This window comes from Umezawaea sp. (assembly GCF_057122925.1).
The window spans coordinates 1-18,536 of the sequence record NZ_DBNGPQ010000019.1 but is presented as its reverse complement, the minus strand read 5'-3'; the positions used below and the strand labels follow the sequence as shown (position 1 = coordinate 18,536).

The following is an 18,536-nucleotide window of genomic DNA, read 5'->3' as shown; positions in this document are numbered from 1 at the left end:
GGCTCACGGGTGCAACCCCGGCCCTTCCACAGCCGGGTGCAGCGGCGTCGGCGTGAGGTCCGTGTCGTCCTCGCCCGACTCCAGCAGCGTCGCCGCGGCGCCCACGATCCGCGGATCGGGCTTCCCGACGACCTCGTCGTCGCGGTCCGGGTAGTCGAACCGGACCAGGAGGCTGCGCATCGCCTCCAGCCGGGCGCGCTTCTTGTCGTTGCTCTTCACCACCGTCCAGGGCGCCTTCTCCGTGTCGGTCTCGCGGAACATCGCCACCTTCGCGGTCGTGTACTCGTCCCACTTGTCGAGCGACTCCAGGTCCATCGGGCTGAGCTTCCACTGCCGCACCGGGTCGACCTGGCGGATGGCGAACCGCGTGCGCTGCTCCTCCTGCGACACCGAGAACCAGAACTTCACCAGGTGCACGCCGTCGTCCACCAGCATGTTCTCGAACACCGGCGCCTGCTGGAGGAACCGCTGGTACTCCTCGTCGGTGCAGAAGCCCATCACCCGCTCGACGCCCGCGCGGTTGTACCAGGACCGGTCGAACAGCAGCATCTCCCCCGCCGACGGCAGGTGAGCGATGTACCGCTGGAAGTACCACTGGCTCCGCTCGCGCTCCGACGGCTTCTCCAGCGCCACCACGTGCGCGCCGCGCGGGTTCAGGTGCTCGGTGAACCGCTTGATCGTGCCGCCCTTGCCCGCCGCGTCGCGCCCCTCGAACAGCATCACCAGCCGCTGCCCGGTCTCCTTGATCCAGTACTGGAGCTTCAGCAGCTCGATCTGGAGCAGCCGCTTGTCCTGGTCGTACTCGGCCCTCGTCATCCGCTCGTCGTAGGGGTAGTTCTGCCGCCAGGTGTCCACCGGCGTGCCGTCGTGGCGCAGCAGCACGGGATCGTCCTCGTCGGTGTGGTCGACGCGGAACTCGGCGAGCAGGCTGGGGACATCGGACAACTGGTGCATAACTCGGACATACCCCCTCGGTCCCGCGGTTACGCGCGTCGCGGTGAACAATGGCGGTCGTCACGGGAACCGACGGACGGAGCACGGCGATGGGCGAGCACCAGCGGAACGAGCTGCCTGCGATCGAGGCGGAGCTCGTCGACGAGCCCGAGTCCGCCCCGCCGGTCGTCCCGGCCTTCGACTACACCGAGTCGGGGGTGCCGAACTTCGACTACGTGCGCGACAGGATCGAGACCAGGGTCGGCACGGCCGCCGCGGCGACGGAGCTGTCCGGCGACGTGCCCGAGGCGAAGTCCGTCGAGGAGCGGATGGCCGAGCGCGACCAGGCGGGCCGCGACCGGCTGGAGGAGATCCGCCGGTCGATGCGCGGCGAGTAGAACCGGTGCGGCGCTGAGGTTGTCGGCGGTTTCGCCGATCGGGGCAACCGACTCGCGCGGTCCGGCGTGTTCGCGCCGTGAAGCGAACCAGATGGATCACCCTGACCGCCGTCGCGGGAGTGCTGTGCGGCCTGCTCACCACCGCACCGCAGTCGTTCGCCGCGACGGACACCGACCGGGCCGCCACGCCGGCCGTGACGTGGAGCGACTGCGCGGACGGCTTCCTGTGCGGCACGGCGGCCGTGCCGCTGGACTACGACCAGCCAGGCGGCGCCGCGATCGACCTGTCCCTGATCAAGCTGCCCGCGACCGGCCCCGGCACGCGCATCGGCACGCTGTTCGTGAACTTCGGCGGCCCCGGCGCCTCCGGCGTGGAACGGCTGCGCGCCCGCGGCCAGTGGCCGTGGCTGTTCTCGCCCGAGCTGCGCGCCCGGTTCGACGTCGTGTCCTGGGACCCCAGGGGGATCGGCCGCAGCGCCACCGTGCGCTGCTTCGACACCGAGGCCGAGCAGCAGCGGTTCCTCGGCGGCCTGCGCGACTTCCCCGCGACCCCCGCCGACGAGCCCGCCTTCTACGCGGGCTACGACGAGCTGGCCCAGCGCTGCTCCGAGCACGCGGGCAGCCTGCTGGAGCACGTCTCGACCGCCAACACCGCCCGTGACCTCGACCTGCTGCGCCGCGCGGTCGGCGACGCCAAGCTGACCTACCACGGCATCTCCTACGGCACCCACCTCGGCGCGATCTACGCGAACCTGTACCCGAACCGCGTGCGCGCCATGGCGTTCGACGGGTCGATGGACTTCGTGGGCAACGCCACCGGCCACGGGAACCAGGGCACGACCGTCCCGCTGGACACCCGGCAGGACGTGCCGCGCGGCGCGGCCGAGACGTTCGACTCGTTCCTCCGCCAGTGCGCCGCGCCCGGCGCGGACTGCGCGTTCGCGGGCGGCGACCTGAAGGCCAAGTGGGCCGCGCTGGTCGCTCGCGTGCGCCAGTCGCCGATCACGGTCGACGGCGAGACGTTCGACCACACCGCCCTCATCGCGCGGGTCAACGGCGACCTGGCCCAGCCGGAGCTGTGGAAGGACACGGCCCGCACGCTGCAAGCGCTGCACACCGCTCCCGCGCGGCGAACGCTCGCGGAGCCCTACATCACCAACCGCACCGAGGCGTTCAACGCGATCCAGTGCTCCGACAGCGCGTTCCCGCGCGGCACGGCCGCCTACACCGCCTACGGCGCCTCGGAGGAGCTGCGGGTGCCGTACTGGGGCCGCATCGCGGTGTTCGACATGATGGCCTGCGCGACCTGGCGCCACCAGGACGCCGACCGCTACACCGGCCCGTGGAACCGCTGGACGGCGGCGCCGATCCTGGTGATCAACAGCCGCTTCGACCCGTCCACCCCGCTGCACGGGGCGCTGGACGGCGCGGCGGAACTCGCCAGGACCCGCGTCCTCACCGTCGAGGGCTCCGGCCACAGCACCATGTTCGTGCGCAGCGCGTGCGCGGAAACGGCCAAGCGGAACTACCTGATCTCGGGCACGCTGCCCGCTGTCGGGGCGACCTGCGGAATCGACCGAGCACCGTTCTCCGCCTGAGTCGACAATGGTGCCGCGGGGAGCGTTCGAACTCCCCGCGGCACCACTCCTAGCCCATTCGACAAAAGAACGCACGCCATTTTCCCGCCGAGCGTCGACCTCAGTCGCGCGGACGGCGAAAAACCCTGGTCAGCGCCCGGTGAACGCGCCGAAAGGGCTGCGCCAACGCGGCGGCCAAGCGCCCCGCCGACTCCTCCTCGGCCCGGATCTGCGATTCGCTCTTGTGCGTGAGAATCCAGTGCGACGACACGGGATCGGACACCCATCCCTCCTTCCCCCACAGAAAACGGGTGGTCCGGGCAGTGTGGCGCACCGGAGCGCGCGAACGCACCCGATTAATCCCCGCGCGAATCGCACTCGTCCGGAACTCCGGTCCCGCACGGCCGCGACGGGCCGCCCAGTCGCACCCCTGCGCACCACCGAATGGACCAGAACGCGCCGGAAGCAGTGGGGGCGGAGCGCTGTCAATAGCGTAGACACATCCTGTCCGGACAATTCGGGTCCGCCGCCCGCGCCGCGCTTCTTTACGGGTGAACCACAGGGTTCTCCACCCGGAAGAGCTGCGATGATGACTTCTTCCGGATCGTGCGGGAAAAGGAGTCGGAATGCGGAGAACCACCAAGTCGTTCGGCCTGCTCGCCGCGGGCGTCGCGCTTTCCCTGGCCACCGTCGGCACCGCCTGGGCCGACATCCCGTTCGACCAGCCGATCAACGGCAGGAGCACCTACTACGACGCCGTGGGCTTCGGCGCCTGCGGCACGCCGATCGACGCCAGGACCGAGCTGCTGGTCGCCGTGCCCGCCGCGTACTGGACCTCGGCGAACCCCAACGACGACCCGCTGTGCCGCGGCGTGTCCGTCCAGGTCACCCACAACGGCCGCACCGTCACCGCGCCGGTCAGGGACAAGTGCGCGGGCTGCGGCAGCACGCACGTCGACCTCAGCGCGCCCGCGTTCTCCTCGCTGGCCGACACCGGTCTGGGCACCATCCCGGTGACGTGGTCGTTCGTGCGCCGATGACACCCCGATCCCCTGGAGAACGGAGAGGAACCACGATGTCCACTAGGGTCGCGCGGGTCCTGCTCGCACTGCTGGTGACGGCGTCGGCGCTGACCACGGGCACGGCGGGCGCCGCGGCCGACCACACCGTCACCTTCGTCAACCGGTCGGGGCGGACCGTGTGGGTGGGCAGCACGGTCAACGCCGACGGGTCCGTGAACCTCACCTCCCTGCCGGTGCTGGCGAACGGGCGGTCGGCGACGGTCACGGTCCCGGAGTCGGCGGCTCCGGGGCACTGGCGCGGGAAGTTCTTCGCCAGGCAGGGGTGCACCGGCACGTCCGGGCGCGACTTCCGCTGCACCGTCGGCGACTGCGGCGTCCAGGCCGACCGCTGCACCACCGGCGAACAGCCCGCGAGCCTCGCCGAGTTCAACTTCGACACCCGCGACGGCCTCGCCCCCTGGTACAACGTCAGCCACGTCAACGCGTTCTCCCTGCCGATCACCATCGAGGCCGTGGGAGCGACCGTGCCACCGGGCTCGAACTCCTGCGCCTCGGCGGGCTGCACGACCGACGTCCTGCCCTTCTGCCCGCCCGAGCACGTCCGCTACGCGCCCGACGGCTCCCGGATCAACTGCGTCAGCCCGAACCGGGACGCGCCGACGAACTACAGCGACGCGGTCAAGGCCCGGTGCCCCAGGGCCTACGCGTGGTCCGGGCACGACACCGAGCCCGGCAACCAGACCGTGTTCCAGTGCGCCTCCTGCCGGGGGTTCACGGTCACCTTCCACGGCGGCTCCTGACCACCGGCACGGCTCGGCCGGGCGGTGGAGGACCACCGCCCGGCCGGGTTCTCGTCGATCAGCCGCGTTCGGCCGTGTAGAGGGCGGTCACCTCCTGGTCGGTGAGCACGCGGTCGTAGGCGTGCACGGCGTCGATCGAGCCGGACCAGTAGTCGCCCTTGGTGCCCGCGAACTTCGCGCGGCCGACGGCGAGCGGGCCGGTGCTGGTGACGTCCGGACCCGCCGGGTTGGTGGCGACCTTCTGGCCGTCCACGTAGAGCCGGACCTCACCGGTGGCGTGGTCGCGGACGCCGACCAGGTGGTACCAGCGGTTGAGCTCCGGCGTCGTGACGAGCCGGGCGCGGTTGCCGCCCGGCGTGCTGAACGCGAAGGCCCCCTGGCCGTACTGGAGGTAGAAGGGGCTCTCCTGGCGCCTGCCGTCCTGGCTCACGGCGGTGGCGTAGTTGCCGGGTAGCTCGTCCAGCGTCACCCACGCCGCGACGGTGTAGTCCTTCGCGGTGTCCAGGACGGGCGCGGCGGTCTCGGCGGAGTCGTCGACGCCGTCGAACTTGAGCGCCGACCCCTTGACGCCGGGCGCCCAGGTGGTGCCGCCCTGGAGCGTGAGCGGGCTGCGGCCTCCGCTGAGGTCGACCGACGTGGTGCCCTTGTTCTCGTCCAGCGGCCAGTCGCCCTTGCCGGGGAACGTGGCGTCCTTGCCCGCCTCCGCCCCCGCCTTGATGACCTTGCGGTTGATGTCGCGGACCGGGCCGGGGTCGACCTTGATCTCGCGGCGGTCGTAGGTCCACAGGCCGTTCAGCTCGGTCTCCAGGTCGGTCACCTGGGTGTAGACCGAGCCGGACAGCTCCGCGCCCGCCGCTTCGAGGTAGAAGGTGGCGGTGTTGTCGACGTACTTCGCCGTCAGCGCCGCCTTGTCCTTGACCCCGCTGTAGATCGCGGCGGGCGGTCCGGGCCACATGTGGCCGGGGGTGCGGAGGGTGAAGCCGCCGTGCTCGCCGTCCATCGCGACGCGGGTCGCGTCCGGGAACGCCGGGTCGGTGTTGTTGTAGTCGTGGTGGTCGATGACCTCGCCCTTGCCGGAGTCACCCTTGGAGTTGCAGCAGTTCACGCCGCTGTGGGCGTTGACGATCCGCGACGGGTCGGTCGCCTTCACGCGCTCGGCGATCCGGCCGGTCTCCTCGCGGTTCCACTCGCCCCAGCCCTCGTTGAACACGATCCAGCCGATGATCGACGGGAAGTTGTGCAGCTGCTCCATCGCCCGGTCGCCCTCGGTGAGGAACGCCTGCTGGCCCTCGGGGGTGGTGTAGTCGCCGGACACGAAGTCCTGCCACACCAGCAGACCCAGCTCGTCGGCGTGCTTGTACCAGCGGGCGGGCTCGATCTTGATGTGCTTGCGGACCGCGTTGAAACCGAGGTCCTTCTGGGCCTTGAGGTCCCAGCGCAGCGCCTCGTCGCTCGGCGCCGTGTACAGGCCGTCGGGGAAGAAGCCCTGGTCCAGCATGGAGAGCGAGAACACCGGGTTGCCGTTGAGGACGAGCTTCGGGAAGCCGCCCACGTTCTGCACGGCGATGGAGCGCATCCCGAAGTAGCTCTCGACCTCGTCCTTGCTGCGGCCCTGGCTCAGCTCGACGTCCAGGTCGTAGAGGTACGGGTCGTCCGGGCTCCACAGGCGGGGCTTGTCGATCTTCAGCGTGAGCTGCTGGTTGGCCGTGCCGCTGACGGTGCCGACCTTGCGGCCCTTGGCGTCACGGGCGGTCGCGGTGACCTTCGCGGTGGAGGACGCCGACGTCACCCGCACCTGGAGCGCGCTCTTCGCCAGGTCGGGCGTGGTGACGACCGAGTCGATCGCCACGTCCGGGACGGGCTCCAGCCACACGGTCTGCCAGATGCCGGAGTTCTGCGTGTAGACGATGCCGCCGGGGTTGCGCGACTGCTTGCCGATCGGCTGGTTGGGGCCGGTGGTGTCGGTGACCGCGACGACGATCTCCTGCTTGCCGGAACCCTTGAGCGCGTCGGTGATGTCGGCGGTGAACGCGCTGTAGCCGCCGAAGTGCTCGGCGACCTGCTTGCCGTTCACGAAGACCCGCGCGTGGTGGTCCACCGCGCCGAAGTTCAGCTTCAGCCGCTGCCCCGACCCGATCTTCCAGTCGCGCGGCACGCTGACGAGCTTGCGGTAGAACATGTGGTCCTCGTGGCGTTCCAGCCCGGAGAGCTGGGACTCCACCGGGAACGGCACGGTGATCCTCTCGGCGAGGGTCTTGCCGAAGACCGGCAGCTCCCCCTCCTTCGCGCCCGCGAACTCCCACTGGCCGTTGAGGTTCAGCCAGTCGTCGCGGACCTGCTGCGGCCGCGGGTACTCGGGCAGCGGGTTGTTCTTGTCGAGCTTGTCGCCCCACTCGGTGGTCAGCCGGTGCTTCGAGGCGTTGGCCGCCGACCGGATGATCTGCGGCACGGTCTCGCCGCCGACCACGAGGCCGCCGGTGCCGTCGTAGGAGAACTTGACCCGCTGCCCCTTCTGCACCGGCTGGGACAGGGTGATCACGAGCTTGGACCTGTCGCGCCGGTCCACGGCGACCTTCGACACCGGGAACGGGGTCGTGTCGACCTCGACGCCCAGGTGCGCGGCGGCCTGGCCCAGGTCGGTGATCGGCTGCTCGAAGTCCGCGACGACCTTCAGGCCGTCCTCGGCGACGCTGGGCTCGACCGGGAACACCTGGAAGCCGTCCGGCGGCGTGAACGCCGACTCGGGCACGATCTCCTTCGCCAGCTGCGGCGTGGACCAGCGGAGGAACGCGTTCGCGCCGCCGATGTCCTGGAACAGTTCCAGCTTGAAGTCGTGGGCCTCACCGGCGACGAGGCGCACCGGCCCGCTGTGCTGCTCGACGTCCCAGTCGCCGACCCAGTGGTCGATGACCGGCTGCCCGTCCAGGAAGAACCGGAAGCCGTTGTCGCCGATGAGGTGGAACGTGTAGTCGCCGGTGGTCGGCGCGGTGAGCTTGCCGGTCCAGCGGGCGGTGGTGTGCTCGGACTGACCGGTCAGGGACGCGAAGGTGCCCGCGAGACCCGGCAGGTCGATGTTGGGGTCGAGCATCACGCCGCCGAGCTGGGCGAAGTCGCGAGCTCCTGGAGCGGACATCCGGTAGTACTCGCCCTTCAACCCGTGCACGACGGCAGCGGGTTCGGGGGCGCCCGCCGCGGCCACGCCTGTCGGCGTGACCACGGAGAGGACCAGCAGCAGCGCCAACGTGAGCGCCCGCAGGTGTGGTCGAGGCATCGAGCTTCCCTTCCTGGCGGCCAGGCCGTGAGTCACCTCACAGAAAACAGCTCGATTACTAACATGTTTCAACAGAGAACAACAGCACCGCACACAAATTTGTCTGATCGGACGAAGCGGACAGGGCAAGCCGAATCCCGTCCAGTGGACGTCGTGGCCACCGCCGGACCGGGGGGCTACGGTCGCGGGGCGTGATCGGGTCCGGCGGAGTGGCCGAGTGGTTGAGGCACAGGCCTGCAAAGCCTGCTACACGGGTTCAATTCCCGTCTCCGCCTCGTGGGGGACCGGCGTGGAGGGTGGCTCCACGCCGGTTCGCACAGGTCAGAAGCTCAGGTCGCCGGGCGGTCGAGCAGCGCCGAACAGGTCGCCCGACGCCAGGTCGGCGCCCGCGGAGCGCCACGACTCCGCCTGCTCCTCGCCGTTGACACCACCGACGAGGACCGACGCGCCCACACCGTGCACCAACGCCGCCAACTCGGTCGCGAACGGTGACGACGCGAGCCGCACCGACCGCACCGGCAACTCCCCCAACAGCGCCAGGTCGTCCGCACCACCGCCGAAGCCGTCGAGCATCGTCGCCACGCCCATGTCGGCGAGCACGCCGAAGTTGTCCGCCGCCTCGGGCACGCGCAGCGCCCGCACGGGCATCCCGATGGTCAACTGCCCCGGCCGCAGCCCGGTCTCCCTGAGCACGCGGACCACGCGGGTCGACAGGTCGGCGTCGGCGGACTGGTACCCGGTGAGGCCGACGACGAGCGGCACGTTCTTCCACCACACGGCCTGGCCGCTCGACACGCGCAGCAGCCACTCCCCCAGCGGCAGGATCAGGCCGGTCTGCTCGGCCAGGTCCGCGCAGCGCTCGTGGTCCAGCGGGCCGAGGTCGGGGTGGAACCAGCGCAGCAGCGCCTCGACGCCCGCGGTCGCGCCGTCCGCGAGCCGCGCCACGGGCCGGTAGACCGCGACGACCTCGCCCTGCTCCCACGCGCCCGGCATCGACACCGCGAGCGCCTGCTCCTCGCGGTCCCGCGCGTCCTGGTCTGGGTGGTAGAGCTCCCACTGGCCGCGCCTGGTCTTGGCGCGGCGCAGCGCGAGGTCGGCCGCGCGCAGCAGATCCGTGGGGTCGAGGTCCGGCGACGGGCGGTGCACCACGCCGACGCTCACCGACACCGCGAGCCCGCGACCGTCCACGAAGGTCGGTTCGGCGAGTTCGGCGTTGATGCCCGCCACGATGGTGGCGACGTCCGGGGTCGTGGCCGAGTTCTCCAGCAGGACGCCGAACTCGTCGCCGTCGAACCGGGCGATCATGGCCTTCTCCCCCGCCAGCACCACCTTCAGGCACTGGGCGACGTGGACCAGCAGCCGGTCACCGGTCTGCCTGCCGAGGCTGTTGCACACCATGCCGAACGCGTCGAGGTCGAGGTGCAGCAGGGTGACGCCGAACTCCGGGTCGGCCCGCCGCAGCGCGGCCTCCAGGTTGCTGCCGAAGTACTGCCGGTTCGGCAGGCCGGTCAGCACGTCGTGCAGCACCTGCCGCTTCAGCTCGCCCTGGAGCAGCATCAGCTCGGTGCCGTCCTCGACCACGATCACGAGGTGGTTCGGCTCGTCGTCCGGGCCGCGCAGCAGCGAGGTGGTCAGCGAGATCCTGGCCGTGTCGCCGTTCTTGCGGAGCAGGCGCTGCGACTGGCGGATCCGCGTCTCGGTGCCGTCGAGCAGCTGCCGCATCGCGTCGCGCAGGACGTCCGCGGAATCGGGGTGCACGAGGTCGAAGAGCGTGGTGCCGGTCAGCTCGGCCGGGAGGTACCCGAGGATCTCGCCGATGGCGGCGTTCGCGCGCACGAGCTGGCCGTCCAGGCTGATGATCATGATGCCGCTCGTCGAGGACGTGGCCACCTCGTCGAAGCGCGCCTCGCTCTCGCGCAGGTTCGTCTTCGCGTCCCGGACCGCCTTGAACAGCGAGAGCTGCATGCTCTCCTGCTGCTCGATCACGGCCCGCTGGTTGGCGGCGAGGAAGCCGACCGCCAGCGCGCCGAGCCCGAGCACGATCCGCTCGGCGTTCGCCTCGACGGGGTGGAACTCCGACAGCGACAGCAGGCCCTTGCCGAGGACGTCCAGCGTGCAGCGCAGACCCGGTTCGCCGACGTAGCCCAGGTCGGCGAGCCGTTCGCCGACGCGTTCGAGCACCGCGGGGTCGAACGGCCCCGGCCCGAGCCCGTCGCACACCGCGTCCAACTGCTCGCTCAGCTCGCGGTCCAGCTCCTCCGCGGTCAGCGGTACGACGACGACGCCGCTGAGGAGGTAGGTCCACTTGCGGGCGAGCGCCCGGCGCCTGCGCGGCGGATCGGGCTGCGGCTGCGGGGAGTCCGGATTCCGGCCTGGGTTGGACATGGTCGTTGGCCTACTCGGATGTCGGGGTGCGCGGGGAGTTTACCCACTGGCCGTCTTCCACCATTCGACCGAGAGCGTGAAGCCCGACCACACGATCGTGAGAAAAATACCGATTCGGTGACCCTGCGCTAGGGAGCGGACTTCACCCCAACGGCCGCGTAGACCAGCATGTTCATGTCCGGCGAGTCGGAGATGTCCGCGGGGCCCTCCGGACGCCACTCGCCGCAGCCGACCAGACCCGGCTCCAGCAGGTCGAACCCGGTGAGCAGCTCGCCGATCTCGGCGCGCGTGCGCAGGTTCATCTGGTCCTGGCTCCTGCTGCGCCTGATCACCTCGGTCGCGTCGGTCACCTCGTCCCCCTGGTGGTCGCCGGAAGCGTGCGTGACGGCCAGGTGGCTGCCGGGCGCGAGCGCGGCGCGGTAGCGGGCCAGCAGGCCGGGCGGGTCGGACTCGTCGTCGACCCAGTGCAGCATCAGCAGCATGAGCAGGCCGACCGGCTGGTCGAGGTCCAGCAGGCGCCGGACCTCGGGGCTGTCCAGGATGCCCTCCGGGTCGCGCATGTCGGCGTGCACGACCGCGGCGCGGTCGTTGCCGGAGAGCATCAGCTCGCTGTGCGCCACCGCGACGGGGTCGCGGTCCACGTAGACGACCCGGCACTCCGGGTCCCGCGACTGCGCGACCTCGTGCACGTTGTTCACCGTCGGGATGCCGGACCCGATGTCCAGGAACTGCCGGACACCCCTGTCCACCATGAAGCGCACCGCCCGCCCGAGGAACGCCCGGTTCACCCTGGCCGCCTGCCTCAGTCCCGGCATGATCCGCTCGATCTGGACACCGACCGCGCGGTCGACCGCGAAGTTGTGCCCACCCCCGAGGATGTAGTCGTAGGTCCTCGCCATGCTCGGAACGGAAATGTCGATGTCCTGGGGAACCCAGTCCCTTTGCCGTGCCACGGTCGCACCTCATTCGGCTGCTGGAGCGACGATCCTAGCCCCCGAACACCCGATGTGGAGCCCCGGCAACGGTGTGAAGGAAAGCCACCCGATCGGGTGCTGTGCGTTTCCGCCGAATAGCCCCTAGGGTGAGCGACTCCATTCGCCTTCCCTTCGAGGAGCGATGATGTCCGTCCCGGTGGCTCACGGCCGCTGGCCTTTCGTCGGACACACACCGTCGATGCTCAGGCAGCGGTTCCGCTTCACCTCGTCGCTGCGCGCCGAGGGCGAGGTCGTTCGATTATTCCTCGGTCCGATGGAAACGTATTTCGTGACCAGCCCGGAACTGGTTCACGAGGTGCTGGTGACCCGTGGTGCCAATTTTCGCAAGGGCGCGATGTTCGACAAGTTCCGCCCCTACCTCGGCAACGGGCTCGTGCTGTCGAACGGCCCGTTCCACCGCAGGCAGCGCAAGCTCGTCCTGCCCGCGTTCCACCGCGAGCGGATCGCGGGCTACGCGGCGACCATGGTCGCCGCGGCCTCGGACCTGATCGGGTCGTGGACGCCGGGCGAGGTGCGCCTGGTCGAGGAGGACATGCAGGCCCTGGCGGTCACGGTAGTCGGCGAGGCGCTGTTCTCCACCGAGGTGGGCCTGCGCGCGGTCGACGAGATCCGCCGCTCCATCTTCGTGGTGATCAAGCAGGGCATGGTCCGCGCGCTGTCCCCCGGTTTCCTGGAGCGGCTGCCCATCCCGGCCAACCGGGAGTTCGACCGGGCGGTCGCGCGGATGCGCGCGATCGTGCTCGACCTGGTCGCGAGCAGGCGCGCCGACGGCCGGGACCACGGCGACGTGCTGTCGATGCTGCTCCTCGCCCAGGACGACGCGGGCTCCGGCATGACCGACCAGCAGACCTACGACGAGGTCCTGACGCTGCTCACCGCCGGGATCGAGACGACGGCGCTGGCCCTGTCGTGGGTCTTCCACGAGATCGCCCGCCACCCCGAGGTCGAGCGGCGACTGCTCGCCGAGGTCGACGAGGTGCTGGGGGGCCGCCCGGTGTCCGCCGACGACGTCGCGCACCTGGTGCACACCCGCCGGGTGGTCGACGAGGTCCTGCGGATGTACCCGATCTGGTTCCTGATGCGCCGCGCCACCGCGGCCGTCGACATCGGCGGTGTGCGCATTCCCGAGGGCGCCGAGGTGATCGTGAGTCCGCACGCGCTGCACTTCGACCCCGATTCCCATCCCGACCCCGAGCGGTTCGATCCGGACCGGTGGTCACCCGAGCGTTCCCGCGACGTGCCGAAAGGCGCTTTTATTCCATTCGGCGCGGGCACGCGCCAGTGCGTCGGGAACGTGTTCGCGCAAACCGAGATCGTCATCACCGTGGCCACCGTGCTCGCGAAATGGCGATTGGTGCCGGTACCGGGACAGCCGGTTCGCGTGAAGTTCACCTCCGCCGCCTATCCCGTCGGGCTGGCGATGAAAGCAGTTCCCCGTCACTAGTTGGAGGTTGTTCTCCGTGCGTTCGCTGTTCTTCCGCCGGTTGTGCGTCGGCGTGCTGCTCACCGCCGGGACGTGCCTCGCCGCGCCCGCCCTCCCGGCGGGCGCGGCGCCCGTCACGTGCGAGGAGGTGCGTGTTCCGGTCACGGTCGCGGGCACGGCGCAGAGCGTGTTCGGCAAGCTGTGCACGCCGCTCGGCGCGACCGCGGTGCAGGTGCTCATCCCCGGCGGCACCTACAACGGGTCGTACTGGGACGTCGAGTACGCACCCCAGACCCGGTCGTACCGCCGGAGCATGAACGACGCCGGGTACGCGACGCTGGCCGTGGACCGGCTCGGCACCGGGCGCAGCTCCAAGCCCCTCAGCGCGCTCGTCACCGCGAGCGCCCAGGCCTCCGCCGTGCACCAGGTGGTGCGGACGCTCCGGCCGCGGTTCACGACGGTGTTCATCGGCGGCCACTCCATCGGCGCGGCGATGGCGATGATCGAGGCCGGCACCTACCAGGACGTCGACGGCGTGATCGTCACCGGCATGACGCACCGGATGAACCTGGTGACCGTGGTCCCGGTGCTGGCGAACATGATCCCGGCGGCGCTGGACCTGAAGTTCCTCGGGACGACGCTCGACCTCGGCTACCTGACGACCGCCCCCGGCACGCGCTACCGGGCGTTCCACAGCCCCGGCCCGGAGGTCTCGGACGCGATGGCCCACGACGAGGCCACCAAGGACGTCTTCGCGGCCACCGAGGCCGTGGACACGCTCCTGCTGACCAACGTGCTGATCCCGTTCACCCAGCGGATCAGCGTGCCGGTGCTGGTCGTCGTCGGCGACGGCGACACGCACTTCTGCGGTCGGCCGCTGGGCAGCGACTGCTCGTCGGCCGCCGCGCTGCGCGCCTCGGAGGCCCCGTTCTTCGCCGAGGCGGCCCGGTTGCAGGCCTACGTGCTCGACGGCTACGGGCACTCGATCAACTACGCGCCGAACGCCCCGACCTACCACCGGGTGGTCGCGGACTGGGCCCGCACCGTCGGCTGACCGCTCGCCGGGTGGCGCGGTCCGCGCCACCCGGCGGCCGTCAGGAGCGCTCGTGGGGCAGCTTCTCGCCCGCCTCCACGGCGAACGGGAGCCGGTTGCCCTCGGGCGGCAGCGGGCACGTGGCGAAGTCGGTGAACGCGCACGGCAGGTTGACCGCCCGGTTGAAGTCGAGCACCACCCCGCCGTCCTCGTCCGGCGCCCCCACGCCGATCGACCGGTTCGCCGCGTACGTCGTGACCCCGCTGGTGGCGTCGGTGAACAGGATGCTGAGCCCGCCCGCCTTGCCGTTGAACGCGGTCAGCGCGTGCTCGACGCCGCCGTGGGTGAACCGCACCACGCCGGGCGCGGTGTACACGTGGCTCAGGCCCGCGACGACCGCGCCCACCGTGGTGGGGCGGGGCTCGTCGAACGGCTCGAACCGCCCCCGCAGCACCCAGTCCGGGTCCGGCTCGTACGACGGCACGCCGCGGAAGTCCCGCAGCACCGGCGCCTTCGGGTCGTGCACCCGCACCAGGTAGCCGGACCGGTTGGCCACCTCGACCTCCACGTCGCCCGCCGACACCCGCGTTCCCGCGCCGCTGTTGACGAGCGCGAAGCGGCGCACGCCGACGACGGGTTCGCCCTCGTGGACCAGGTCGGCCCCCTGGGGGGCGAGGTAGGCGGCCTCCGCGTCCTGCCACCACAGGCCGGGCACGTCCCCGTAGCGCCTCGGGGTGTCGTCCAGCCAGTCCAGCGACACCAGGGCCAACCAGCCGTGCGGGTCGGCCAGGTCCCTCTCCCGCTCGGCCTTCCAGTCCCTCCACTCGTCCGCGAACAGCCGCGCGCCCATCACCGTCTCCGTCCGTCGTCGTGCCACACCGTCCACCCATGCCAACGACGGGCCGTCGCTCCTGTTCCGCGTTCCACCCAGTGGACCCCGTACCGGAAACCGACCGGGTCCACAGTGGATTCTTCGGGCGGGATTTCACCTGGTGGGACAGTCGATCTTACTCTCCACCGCACGGCCCTCCGTCGCTAGGTTCGCCGCTGCACCGACCACCCGCACGGGGAGAACCCGATGGCACAGCAGAACTCCGGGGACCCGACCGCGTCCCCTCCACCCACCCGGAGGCTCGACGAGGACTGGCTGGCGGTCGTCGTCGGCCTGGTACTGGTCGCGCTCGCCCTGCTCGGCGTGATCCCGACCGGGCTGGTGCCGTGATGACGGCGTCGACGGGCACGACCCGCAGATCCCCGCTGCTGTGGGCGCTGCTCGGCGTCGTCGCGGTGCTCGGGCTGTCCGCCGTCGTGCGCCTGCTGTCCAAGGCGGTGCCGACGTGGACGGAGGGCACCGGCCTGGAGGGCGTCGGCGCGGCGGTGGAGTACCCGGTCTACGCGATCCTGCTGGGGCTGCTGGGCAACGCGGTCCTGGGCGCGACCGGCCTCCGCGACCGGCTCTCCGGCGGTTTCCGCACCGAGTTCTTCATCAAGACCGGCCTGGTGCTGCTGGGCGCGTCGATCAACCTGTCCGTCATCGCCCAGGCCGCCGGTCCGGCGCTGGCCCAGTCGGTGCTGCTGATCTCCATCGTGTTCGGCTTCGCCTGGTGGCTCGGCGGGCGCGCGGGCCTGGACGACAAGCTGCGGGCACTGCTCGCGTCGGCCGTGGCGATCTGCGGTGTGAGCGCGGCCATCGCCGCGGCCGGTGCGGTGCAGGCGAAGAAGGAGCAGCTCGCCTACAGCGCGAGCCTGGTCATCGTGTTCGCGCTGCCGTCGATCTTCCTGGTGCCGTGGCTGGCCGGGCTCATCGGCCTGCCCGCCGCGGTCGCGGGCGCGTGGATCGGCGGCAACATCGACACCACCGCCGCCGTCACGGCCGCGGGCGCGCTGGCGGGCGAGCAGCAGCTCCAGATCGCGACGATCGTGAAGGTCACGCAGAACGCGCTGCTCGGCGTCGTCGCCGTCGCCCTCACCGCGTACTTCGCCCTGCGCGTCGAGCGCACCACCGCGTCGACCGAGCCGGTCGCGCGCCAGCTGTGGCGGCGCTTCCCCAAGTTCGTGCTGGGTTTCCTCGCCACGTCGGTCATCGCGACGGTCTACCTGGCCGCCGTTCCCGCCGCGGAGGGCAAGGCCGCCATCGGTGTCGTGAACGACCTGCGGACGTGGTTCCTCATCCTCGCGTTCGTCTCGATCGGACTGGAGTTCCGCGTGTCCGCGTTGCGCCGGGCGGGGTGGCGGCCCGTCGGCGTCTTCGCCGCGGCGACGGTGGTGAACCTGCTGGCAGCACTGGGTTTGGCGGCCCTGCTGTTCTGGAACTTCAGCGCCTGAAACGACTTCCCCGATGTCCGGCGACCGCGAGGTTCGCCGGACATCGGCGTTTCAGCGGTGATCGACACGGGTATGCCCACCCTCCCGGGAGACAAGGAGTGAACCGTGCACCTCGCGACGTACGTGGGTCTGCTCGACACCGCCGAACGCTCGCTCGCCGACGCCTTCCGGCTCGTCGCGACGAACGACGCGGTCGAGCCGGACGTCGCGCGCACGTGCGAGAGCCTCGCCGCCGCCAGCGACCGCCACGTCGAGAGGCTGGCGCCGGTCGTGGCCCGCTACGGCCACCGCGACGGCGTCGACGCGCGTCCTCCCGGCCTGGCGACCACCCACCACGGCGGACCCGGTCTGCTGCGCGACCTGCTGGACGTCTACGTGCTCGCCTCCTTCGTGGACCTGACGTGGACGATCGTGGCCCACGCCGCCCGCGGTCTGCGCGACAGCGCGCTGCTGGACGTGGCGGAGTCGTGCGAGCAGGACACGGACCGGCAGCTCGTGTGGCTGCGCGCGCGGGTGAAGCACTCCGCGCCCCGAGTGCTCATCCCCGCGAGGTGACGCGCCACGCGGTGGTGCAGGCGGGCAAGTGCGCGCTGGTGGCGGTGCTCGCCTGGCTGCTCGCGGACCGCGTGCTCGGCCTGCCCCAGCCGTTCCTCGCGCCGTACGCCGCCGTGCTGATGATCGACTCGACCGTGTACCGGTCGGTGAAGGGGTCCGCGCAGCACCTCGCCGCCACGGCGTCGGCGGTGCTGGTGGCGTTCCTGGCGTCCCGGATCATCCCGGAGGCGTCCGCGGCGCTGGGTGTCGCGGTGCTGGTGGGCACGCTGCTCGGCCGCTGGTCGGTCTACGGCTCCGGCGGCCGGTGGCTCGGCGTCACGGCGGTGCTGGTCCTCACCACCGGCGGCGCCCTGGAGGGCGTGCTGCTGCTCGACCGGCTGGTGGAGACCGCGCTCGGTGCCGTGATCGGGACGGTGGTCAACGCGCTCGTCCTCCCCCCGACCTACTCGCGGTGGGCCGGGTCGGCGACGTCCGACCTCGTCCACGAGCTGCGGGAGGTGCTGACCGCGTTGGCGAAGGCGCTGCGCGACACCGAGGAACCGCTCGACCCGCAGGCCTGGGTGCGGCGGATGCGGCGGTCGGAACGGCTGGTCCGCGGTGCCGAGGAGGCCGTGGGCTGGAGCGACGAGGCCGACCGCCTGAACCTGCGCCGCCGTCGCCGCGACCGCCGCACCTCCGACACGGCCGAGGCCCGGCTCCGCGAAGCCTGGCCGCGCCTGGTGCAGATCACCGAGGCCGTGCGCTCCAGCGCCGACTCCGGACAGGTCGCCCACTACCCCGGCCACGAGTCGCGCGCGGAGTACGCCGACCTGCTCGACGCGCTGGCGGACGTGCTGGGCGGGGTGCAGGAGCCGGACGAGCGGTTCCACGACGCGGTCACCCGCGCCCAGCACCTGTTCACGGTCCTGGACCAGCGCGTCACCGACGGCCCGGCGGAGTCGCCGGGAACCGCGCGGGGGCTCAGCGGGATGCTCCTGCCGACGCGGGAGGCGCTGGCCGCCCTGACGCGGGACTAGCGCGACCTACGCGATCGACGGCCCGCAGGCCACCTCCGCCCAGATCGTCTTCCCCCACGACCGCACCGCGCTCCCCCACCGCTGCGCCAGCTGGTCCACCAGCACCAGCCCACGACCGCGTTCCGCCCCGAACCGGGACAGCCCGAGCACCGGGAGGTTGACCGGGTCCGAGTCGGCCACCTCCAAGCGCACCAGCTTGCCCGCGTCCGGCGTCCACAGCCGCGCGTAGAGCGGCCGGAAACCGTGGTCGTAGGCGTTGGTGACCAGCTCGGTGGCCAGCAGCTCGACGTCCTCCGCGCACTCCACGGCCTCGTCGGCCAGCATCGCGCGGATGTCCGCGCGCAGAGCGGCCAGCGGCGGCGTCGCGTGGCGCTGGAGGTCCACGTCGATCCGCGCCACGTGAGCCCTAGATCCCGTCATCGCACTTCGACCTCACGCCCGTCGTCCCCCAGTGGTTCCCGCACCGAACCGCTCTCCCCAGAGCGGCAGGCCGGTTCGTCGTGCTCATCGGACGGTCGGGACGGCCGCCCCGTTCCGGGCGGGCGGCAGCACCGAAAGAAACGGGGTTCCCCGCCGTGCGCCGGTCAAACCTGCCGGGGCCGTCGACCTCACCGAAGGGTGCGGATCCACACCGATCGGAGTACCCGTTCGCCGTCGCCCGGTGTGGAACGCCGCGGAACCGGGTAACCCCTGTCCGAAGGCGGGTCGAGGCGACCACGACGTCCCCAGGACGGTCCGGTGATCTCCGGCACGTGTGGGAACTGCCCCGTCGGGTATGCCCCCGCCAAGCACCACAACGGAAA

At 71.2% G+C, this 18,536-nt stretch carries 17 protein-coding genes and 1 tRNA gene; 11 read left to right on the top strand and 7 right to left on the bottom strand.

Annotated elements, in window-relative coordinates; genetic code table 11:
• Window positions 1-3: 3 nt before the first annotated feature.
• The gene (gene ppk2, locus AC156L_RS02860; RefSeq protein ID WP_330874736.1) at window positions 4-954 is read right to left on the bottom strand and encodes a polyphosphate kinase 2; all 951 of its coding nucleotides are present in this window, start codon (window positions 952-954) and stop codon (window positions 4-6) included.
• Window positions 955-1,043: 89 nt separating this feature from the next.
• On the opposite strand from ppk2, the gene AC156L_RS02855 reads away from it, so the two are divergent.
• Window positions 1,044-1,331, top strand: coding sequence for a hypothetical protein (locus AC156L_RS02855; RefSeq protein WP_330874735.1), 288 nt, complete (start codon window positions 1,044-1,046; stop codon window positions 1,329-1,331).
• 77 nt (window positions 1,332-1,408) lie between these two features.
• On the top strand, window positions 1,409-2,929 hold the full coding sequence (locus tag AC156L_RS02850; protein ID WP_330874734.1) for an alpha/beta hydrolase: 1,521 nt from the start codon (window positions 1,409-1,411) through the stop codon (window positions 2,927-2,929).
• A gap of 100 nt (window positions 2,930-3,029) precedes the next feature.
• On the opposite strand, the gene AC156L_RS02845 is transcribed toward AC156L_RS02850, so the two are convergent.
• On the bottom strand, window positions 3,030-3,191 hold the full coding sequence (locus AC156L_RS02845; RefSeq protein ID WP_330874733.1) for a hypothetical protein: 162 nt from the start codon (window positions 3,189-3,191) through the stop codon (window positions 3,030-3,032).
• A gap of 343 nt (window positions 3,192-3,534) precedes the next feature.
• Here AC156L_RS02845 and AC156L_RS02840 point away from each other — a divergent pair, with 343 nt between their 5' ends.
• Window positions 3,535-3,948, top strand: a complete 414-nt coding sequence (locus AC156L_RS02840; protein ID WP_330874732.1) for a cysteine/serine endopeptidase inhibitor — start codon at window positions 3,535-3,537, stop codon at window positions 3,946-3,948.
• A 35-nt stretch (window positions 3,949-3,983) separates the two neighbouring features.
• The gene (locus AC156L_RS02835; protein WP_330874731.1) at window positions 3,984-4,730 is read left to right on the top strand and encodes a thaumatin family protein; all 747 of its coding nucleotides are present in this window, start codon (window positions 3,984-3,986) and stop codon (window positions 4,728-4,730) included.
• A 58-nt stretch (window positions 4,731-4,788) separates the two neighbouring features.
• Here the strand turns inward: AC156L_RS02835 and AC156L_RS02830 are convergent, their stop codons facing one another.
• Window positions 4,789-8,001 (bottom strand): LamG-like jellyroll fold domain-containing protein, encoded by a 3,213-nt coding sequence (locus AC156L_RS02830; protein ID WP_330874730.1) that lies wholly within the window; start codon window positions 7,999-8,001, stop codon window positions 4,789-4,791.
• A gap of 203 nt (window positions 8,002-8,204) precedes the next feature.
• On the opposite strand from AC156L_RS02830, the gene AC156L_RS02825 reads away from it, so the two are divergent.
• Window positions 8,205-8,276, top strand: a tRNA-Cys gene (locus tag AC156L_RS02825).
• A 46-nt stretch (window positions 8,277-8,322) separates the two neighbouring features.
• On the opposite strand, the gene AC156L_RS02820 is transcribed toward AC156L_RS02825, so the two are convergent.
• Together AC156L_RS02820 and AC156L_RS02815 are read right to left on the bottom strand one after the other, a co-directional pair.
• Window positions 8,323-10,386, bottom strand: a complete 2,064-nt coding sequence (locus AC156L_RS02820) for a putative bifunctional diguanylate cyclase/phosphodiesterase (protein WP_330874729.1) — start codon at window positions 10,384-10,386, stop codon at window positions 8,323-8,325.
• 128 nt (window positions 10,387-10,514) lie between these two features.
• Window positions 10,515-11,285 (bottom strand): SAM-dependent methyltransferase, encoded by a 771-nt coding sequence (locus AC156L_RS02815; RefSeq protein WP_414719822.1) that lies wholly within the window; start codon window positions 11,283-11,285, stop codon window positions 10,515-10,517.
• A 220-nt stretch (window positions 11,286-11,505) separates the two neighbouring features.
• Here AC156L_RS02815 and AC156L_RS02810 point away from each other — a divergent pair, with 220 nt between their 5' ends.
• The gene (locus AC156L_RS02810) at window positions 11,506-12,825 is read left to right on the top strand and encodes a cytochrome P450 (RefSeq protein ID WP_330874727.1); all 1,320 of its coding nucleotides are present in this window, start codon (window positions 11,506-11,508) and stop codon (window positions 12,823-12,825) included.
• 16 nt (window positions 12,826-12,841) lie between these two features.
• The gene (locus AC156L_RS02805; protein WP_330874726.1) at window positions 12,842-13,858 is read left to right on the top strand and encodes an alpha/beta hydrolase; all 1,017 of its coding nucleotides are present in this window, start codon (window positions 12,842-12,844) and stop codon (window positions 13,856-13,858) included.
• Window positions 13,859-13,898: 40 nt separating this feature from the next.
• Here the strand turns inward: AC156L_RS02805 and AC156L_RS02800 are convergent, their stop codons facing one another.
• Window positions 13,899-14,687 (bottom strand): DUF1684 domain-containing protein, encoded by a 789-nt coding sequence (locus AC156L_RS02800; protein WP_330874817.1) that lies wholly within the window; start codon window positions 14,685-14,687, stop codon window positions 13,899-13,901.
• Window positions 14,688-14,915: 228 nt separating this feature from the next.
• Between AC156L_RS02800 and AC156L_RS02795 the strand changes: the two genes are divergently transcribed.
• From AC156L_RS02795 to AC156L_RS02780, 4 genes are all read left to right on the top strand, one after another.
• Complete coding sequence (locus AC156L_RS02795; protein WP_330874725.1) at window positions 14,916-15,059, top strand: hypothetical protein; 144 nt, start codon at window positions 14,916-14,918, stop codon at window positions 15,057-15,059.
• Complete coding sequence (locus AC156L_RS02790; protein WP_330874724.1) at window positions 15,059-16,162, top strand: YeiH family protein; 1,104 nt, start codon at window positions 15,059-15,061, stop codon at window positions 16,160-16,162. Before AC156L_RS02795 ends, AC156L_RS02790 begins: the two co-directional genes overlap by 1 nt.
• A 105-nt stretch (window positions 16,163-16,267) precedes the next feature.
• On the top strand, window positions 16,268-16,717 hold the full coding sequence (locus tag AC156L_RS02785; RefSeq protein ID WP_330874723.1) for a hypothetical protein: 450 nt from the start codon (window positions 16,268-16,270) through the stop codon (window positions 16,715-16,717).
• Window positions 16,714-17,733 carry an FUSC family protein gene (locus AC156L_RS02780; RefSeq protein ID WP_330874722.1) on the top strand — a complete coding sequence of 340 codons (1,020 nt, stop codon included), beginning with the start codon at window positions 16,714-16,716 and terminating at the stop codon, window positions 17,731-17,733. Before AC156L_RS02785 ends, AC156L_RS02780 begins: the two co-directional genes overlap by 4 nt.
• Before the next feature lie 6 nt (window positions 17,734-17,739).
• On the opposite strand, the gene AC156L_RS02775 is transcribed toward AC156L_RS02780, so the two are convergent.
• Window positions 17,740-18,153 carry an ATP-binding protein gene (locus AC156L_RS02775; RefSeq protein WP_330874721.1) on the bottom strand — a complete coding sequence of 138 codons (414 nt, stop codon included), beginning with the start codon at window positions 18,151-18,153 and terminating at the stop codon, window positions 17,740-17,742.
• Window positions 18,154-18,536: the final 383 nt, after the last annotated feature.

What these genes read in the sequence shown, in the direction of transcription:
- AC156L_RS02830 (WP_330874730.1), bottom strand. Translation starts at nt 8,001, where the DNA reads ATGCCTCGACCACACCTGCGGGCGCTCACGTTGGCGCTGCTGCTGGTC.
- ppk2 (WP_330874736.1), bottom strand. Translation starts at nt 954, where the DNA reads ATGCACCAGTTGTCCGATGTCCCCAGCCTGCTCGCCGAGTTCCGCGTC.
- AC156L_RS02790 (WP_330874724.1), top strand. Translation starts at nt 15,059, where the DNA reads ATGACGGCGTCGACGGGCACGACCCGCAGATCCCCGCTGCTGTGGGCG.
- AC156L_RS02840 (WP_330874732.1), top strand. Translation starts at nt 3,535, where the DNA reads ATGCGGAGAACCACCAAGTCGTTCGGCCTGCTCGCCGCGGGCGTCGCG.
- AC156L_RS02815 (WP_414719822.1), bottom strand. Translation starts at nt 11,285, where the DNA reads ATGGCGAGGACCTACGACTACATCCTCGGGGGTGGGCACAACTTCGCG.
- AC156L_RS02855 (WP_330874735.1), top strand. Translation starts at nt 1,044, where the DNA reads ATGGGCGAGCACCAGCGGAACGAGCTGCCTGCGATCGAGGCGGAGCTC.
- AC156L_RS02820 (WP_330874729.1), bottom strand. Translation starts at nt 10,386, where the DNA reads ATGTCCAACCCAGGCCGGAATCCGGACTCCCCGCAGCCGCAGCCCGAT.
- AC156L_RS02835 (WP_330874731.1), top strand. Translation starts at nt 3,984, where the DNA reads ATGTCCACTAGGGTCGCGCGGGTCCTGCTCGCACTGCTGGTGACGGCG.
- AC156L_RS02800 (WP_330874817.1), bottom strand. Translation starts at nt 14,687, where the DNA reads ATGGGCGCGCGGCTGTTCGCGGACGAGTGGAGGGACTGGAAGGCCGAG.
- AC156L_RS02795 (WP_330874725.1), top strand. Translation starts at nt 14,916, where the DNA reads ATGGCACAGCAGAACTCCGGGGACCCGACCGCGTCCCCTCCACCCACC.
- AC156L_RS02775 (WP_330874721.1), bottom strand. Translation starts at nt 18,153, where the DNA reads ATGACGGGATCTAGGGCTCACGTGGCGCGGATCGACGTGGACCTCCAG.
- AC156L_RS02810 (WP_330874727.1), top strand. Translation starts at nt 11,506, where the DNA reads ATGTCCGTCCCGGTGGCTCACGGCCGCTGGCCTTTCGTCGGACACACA.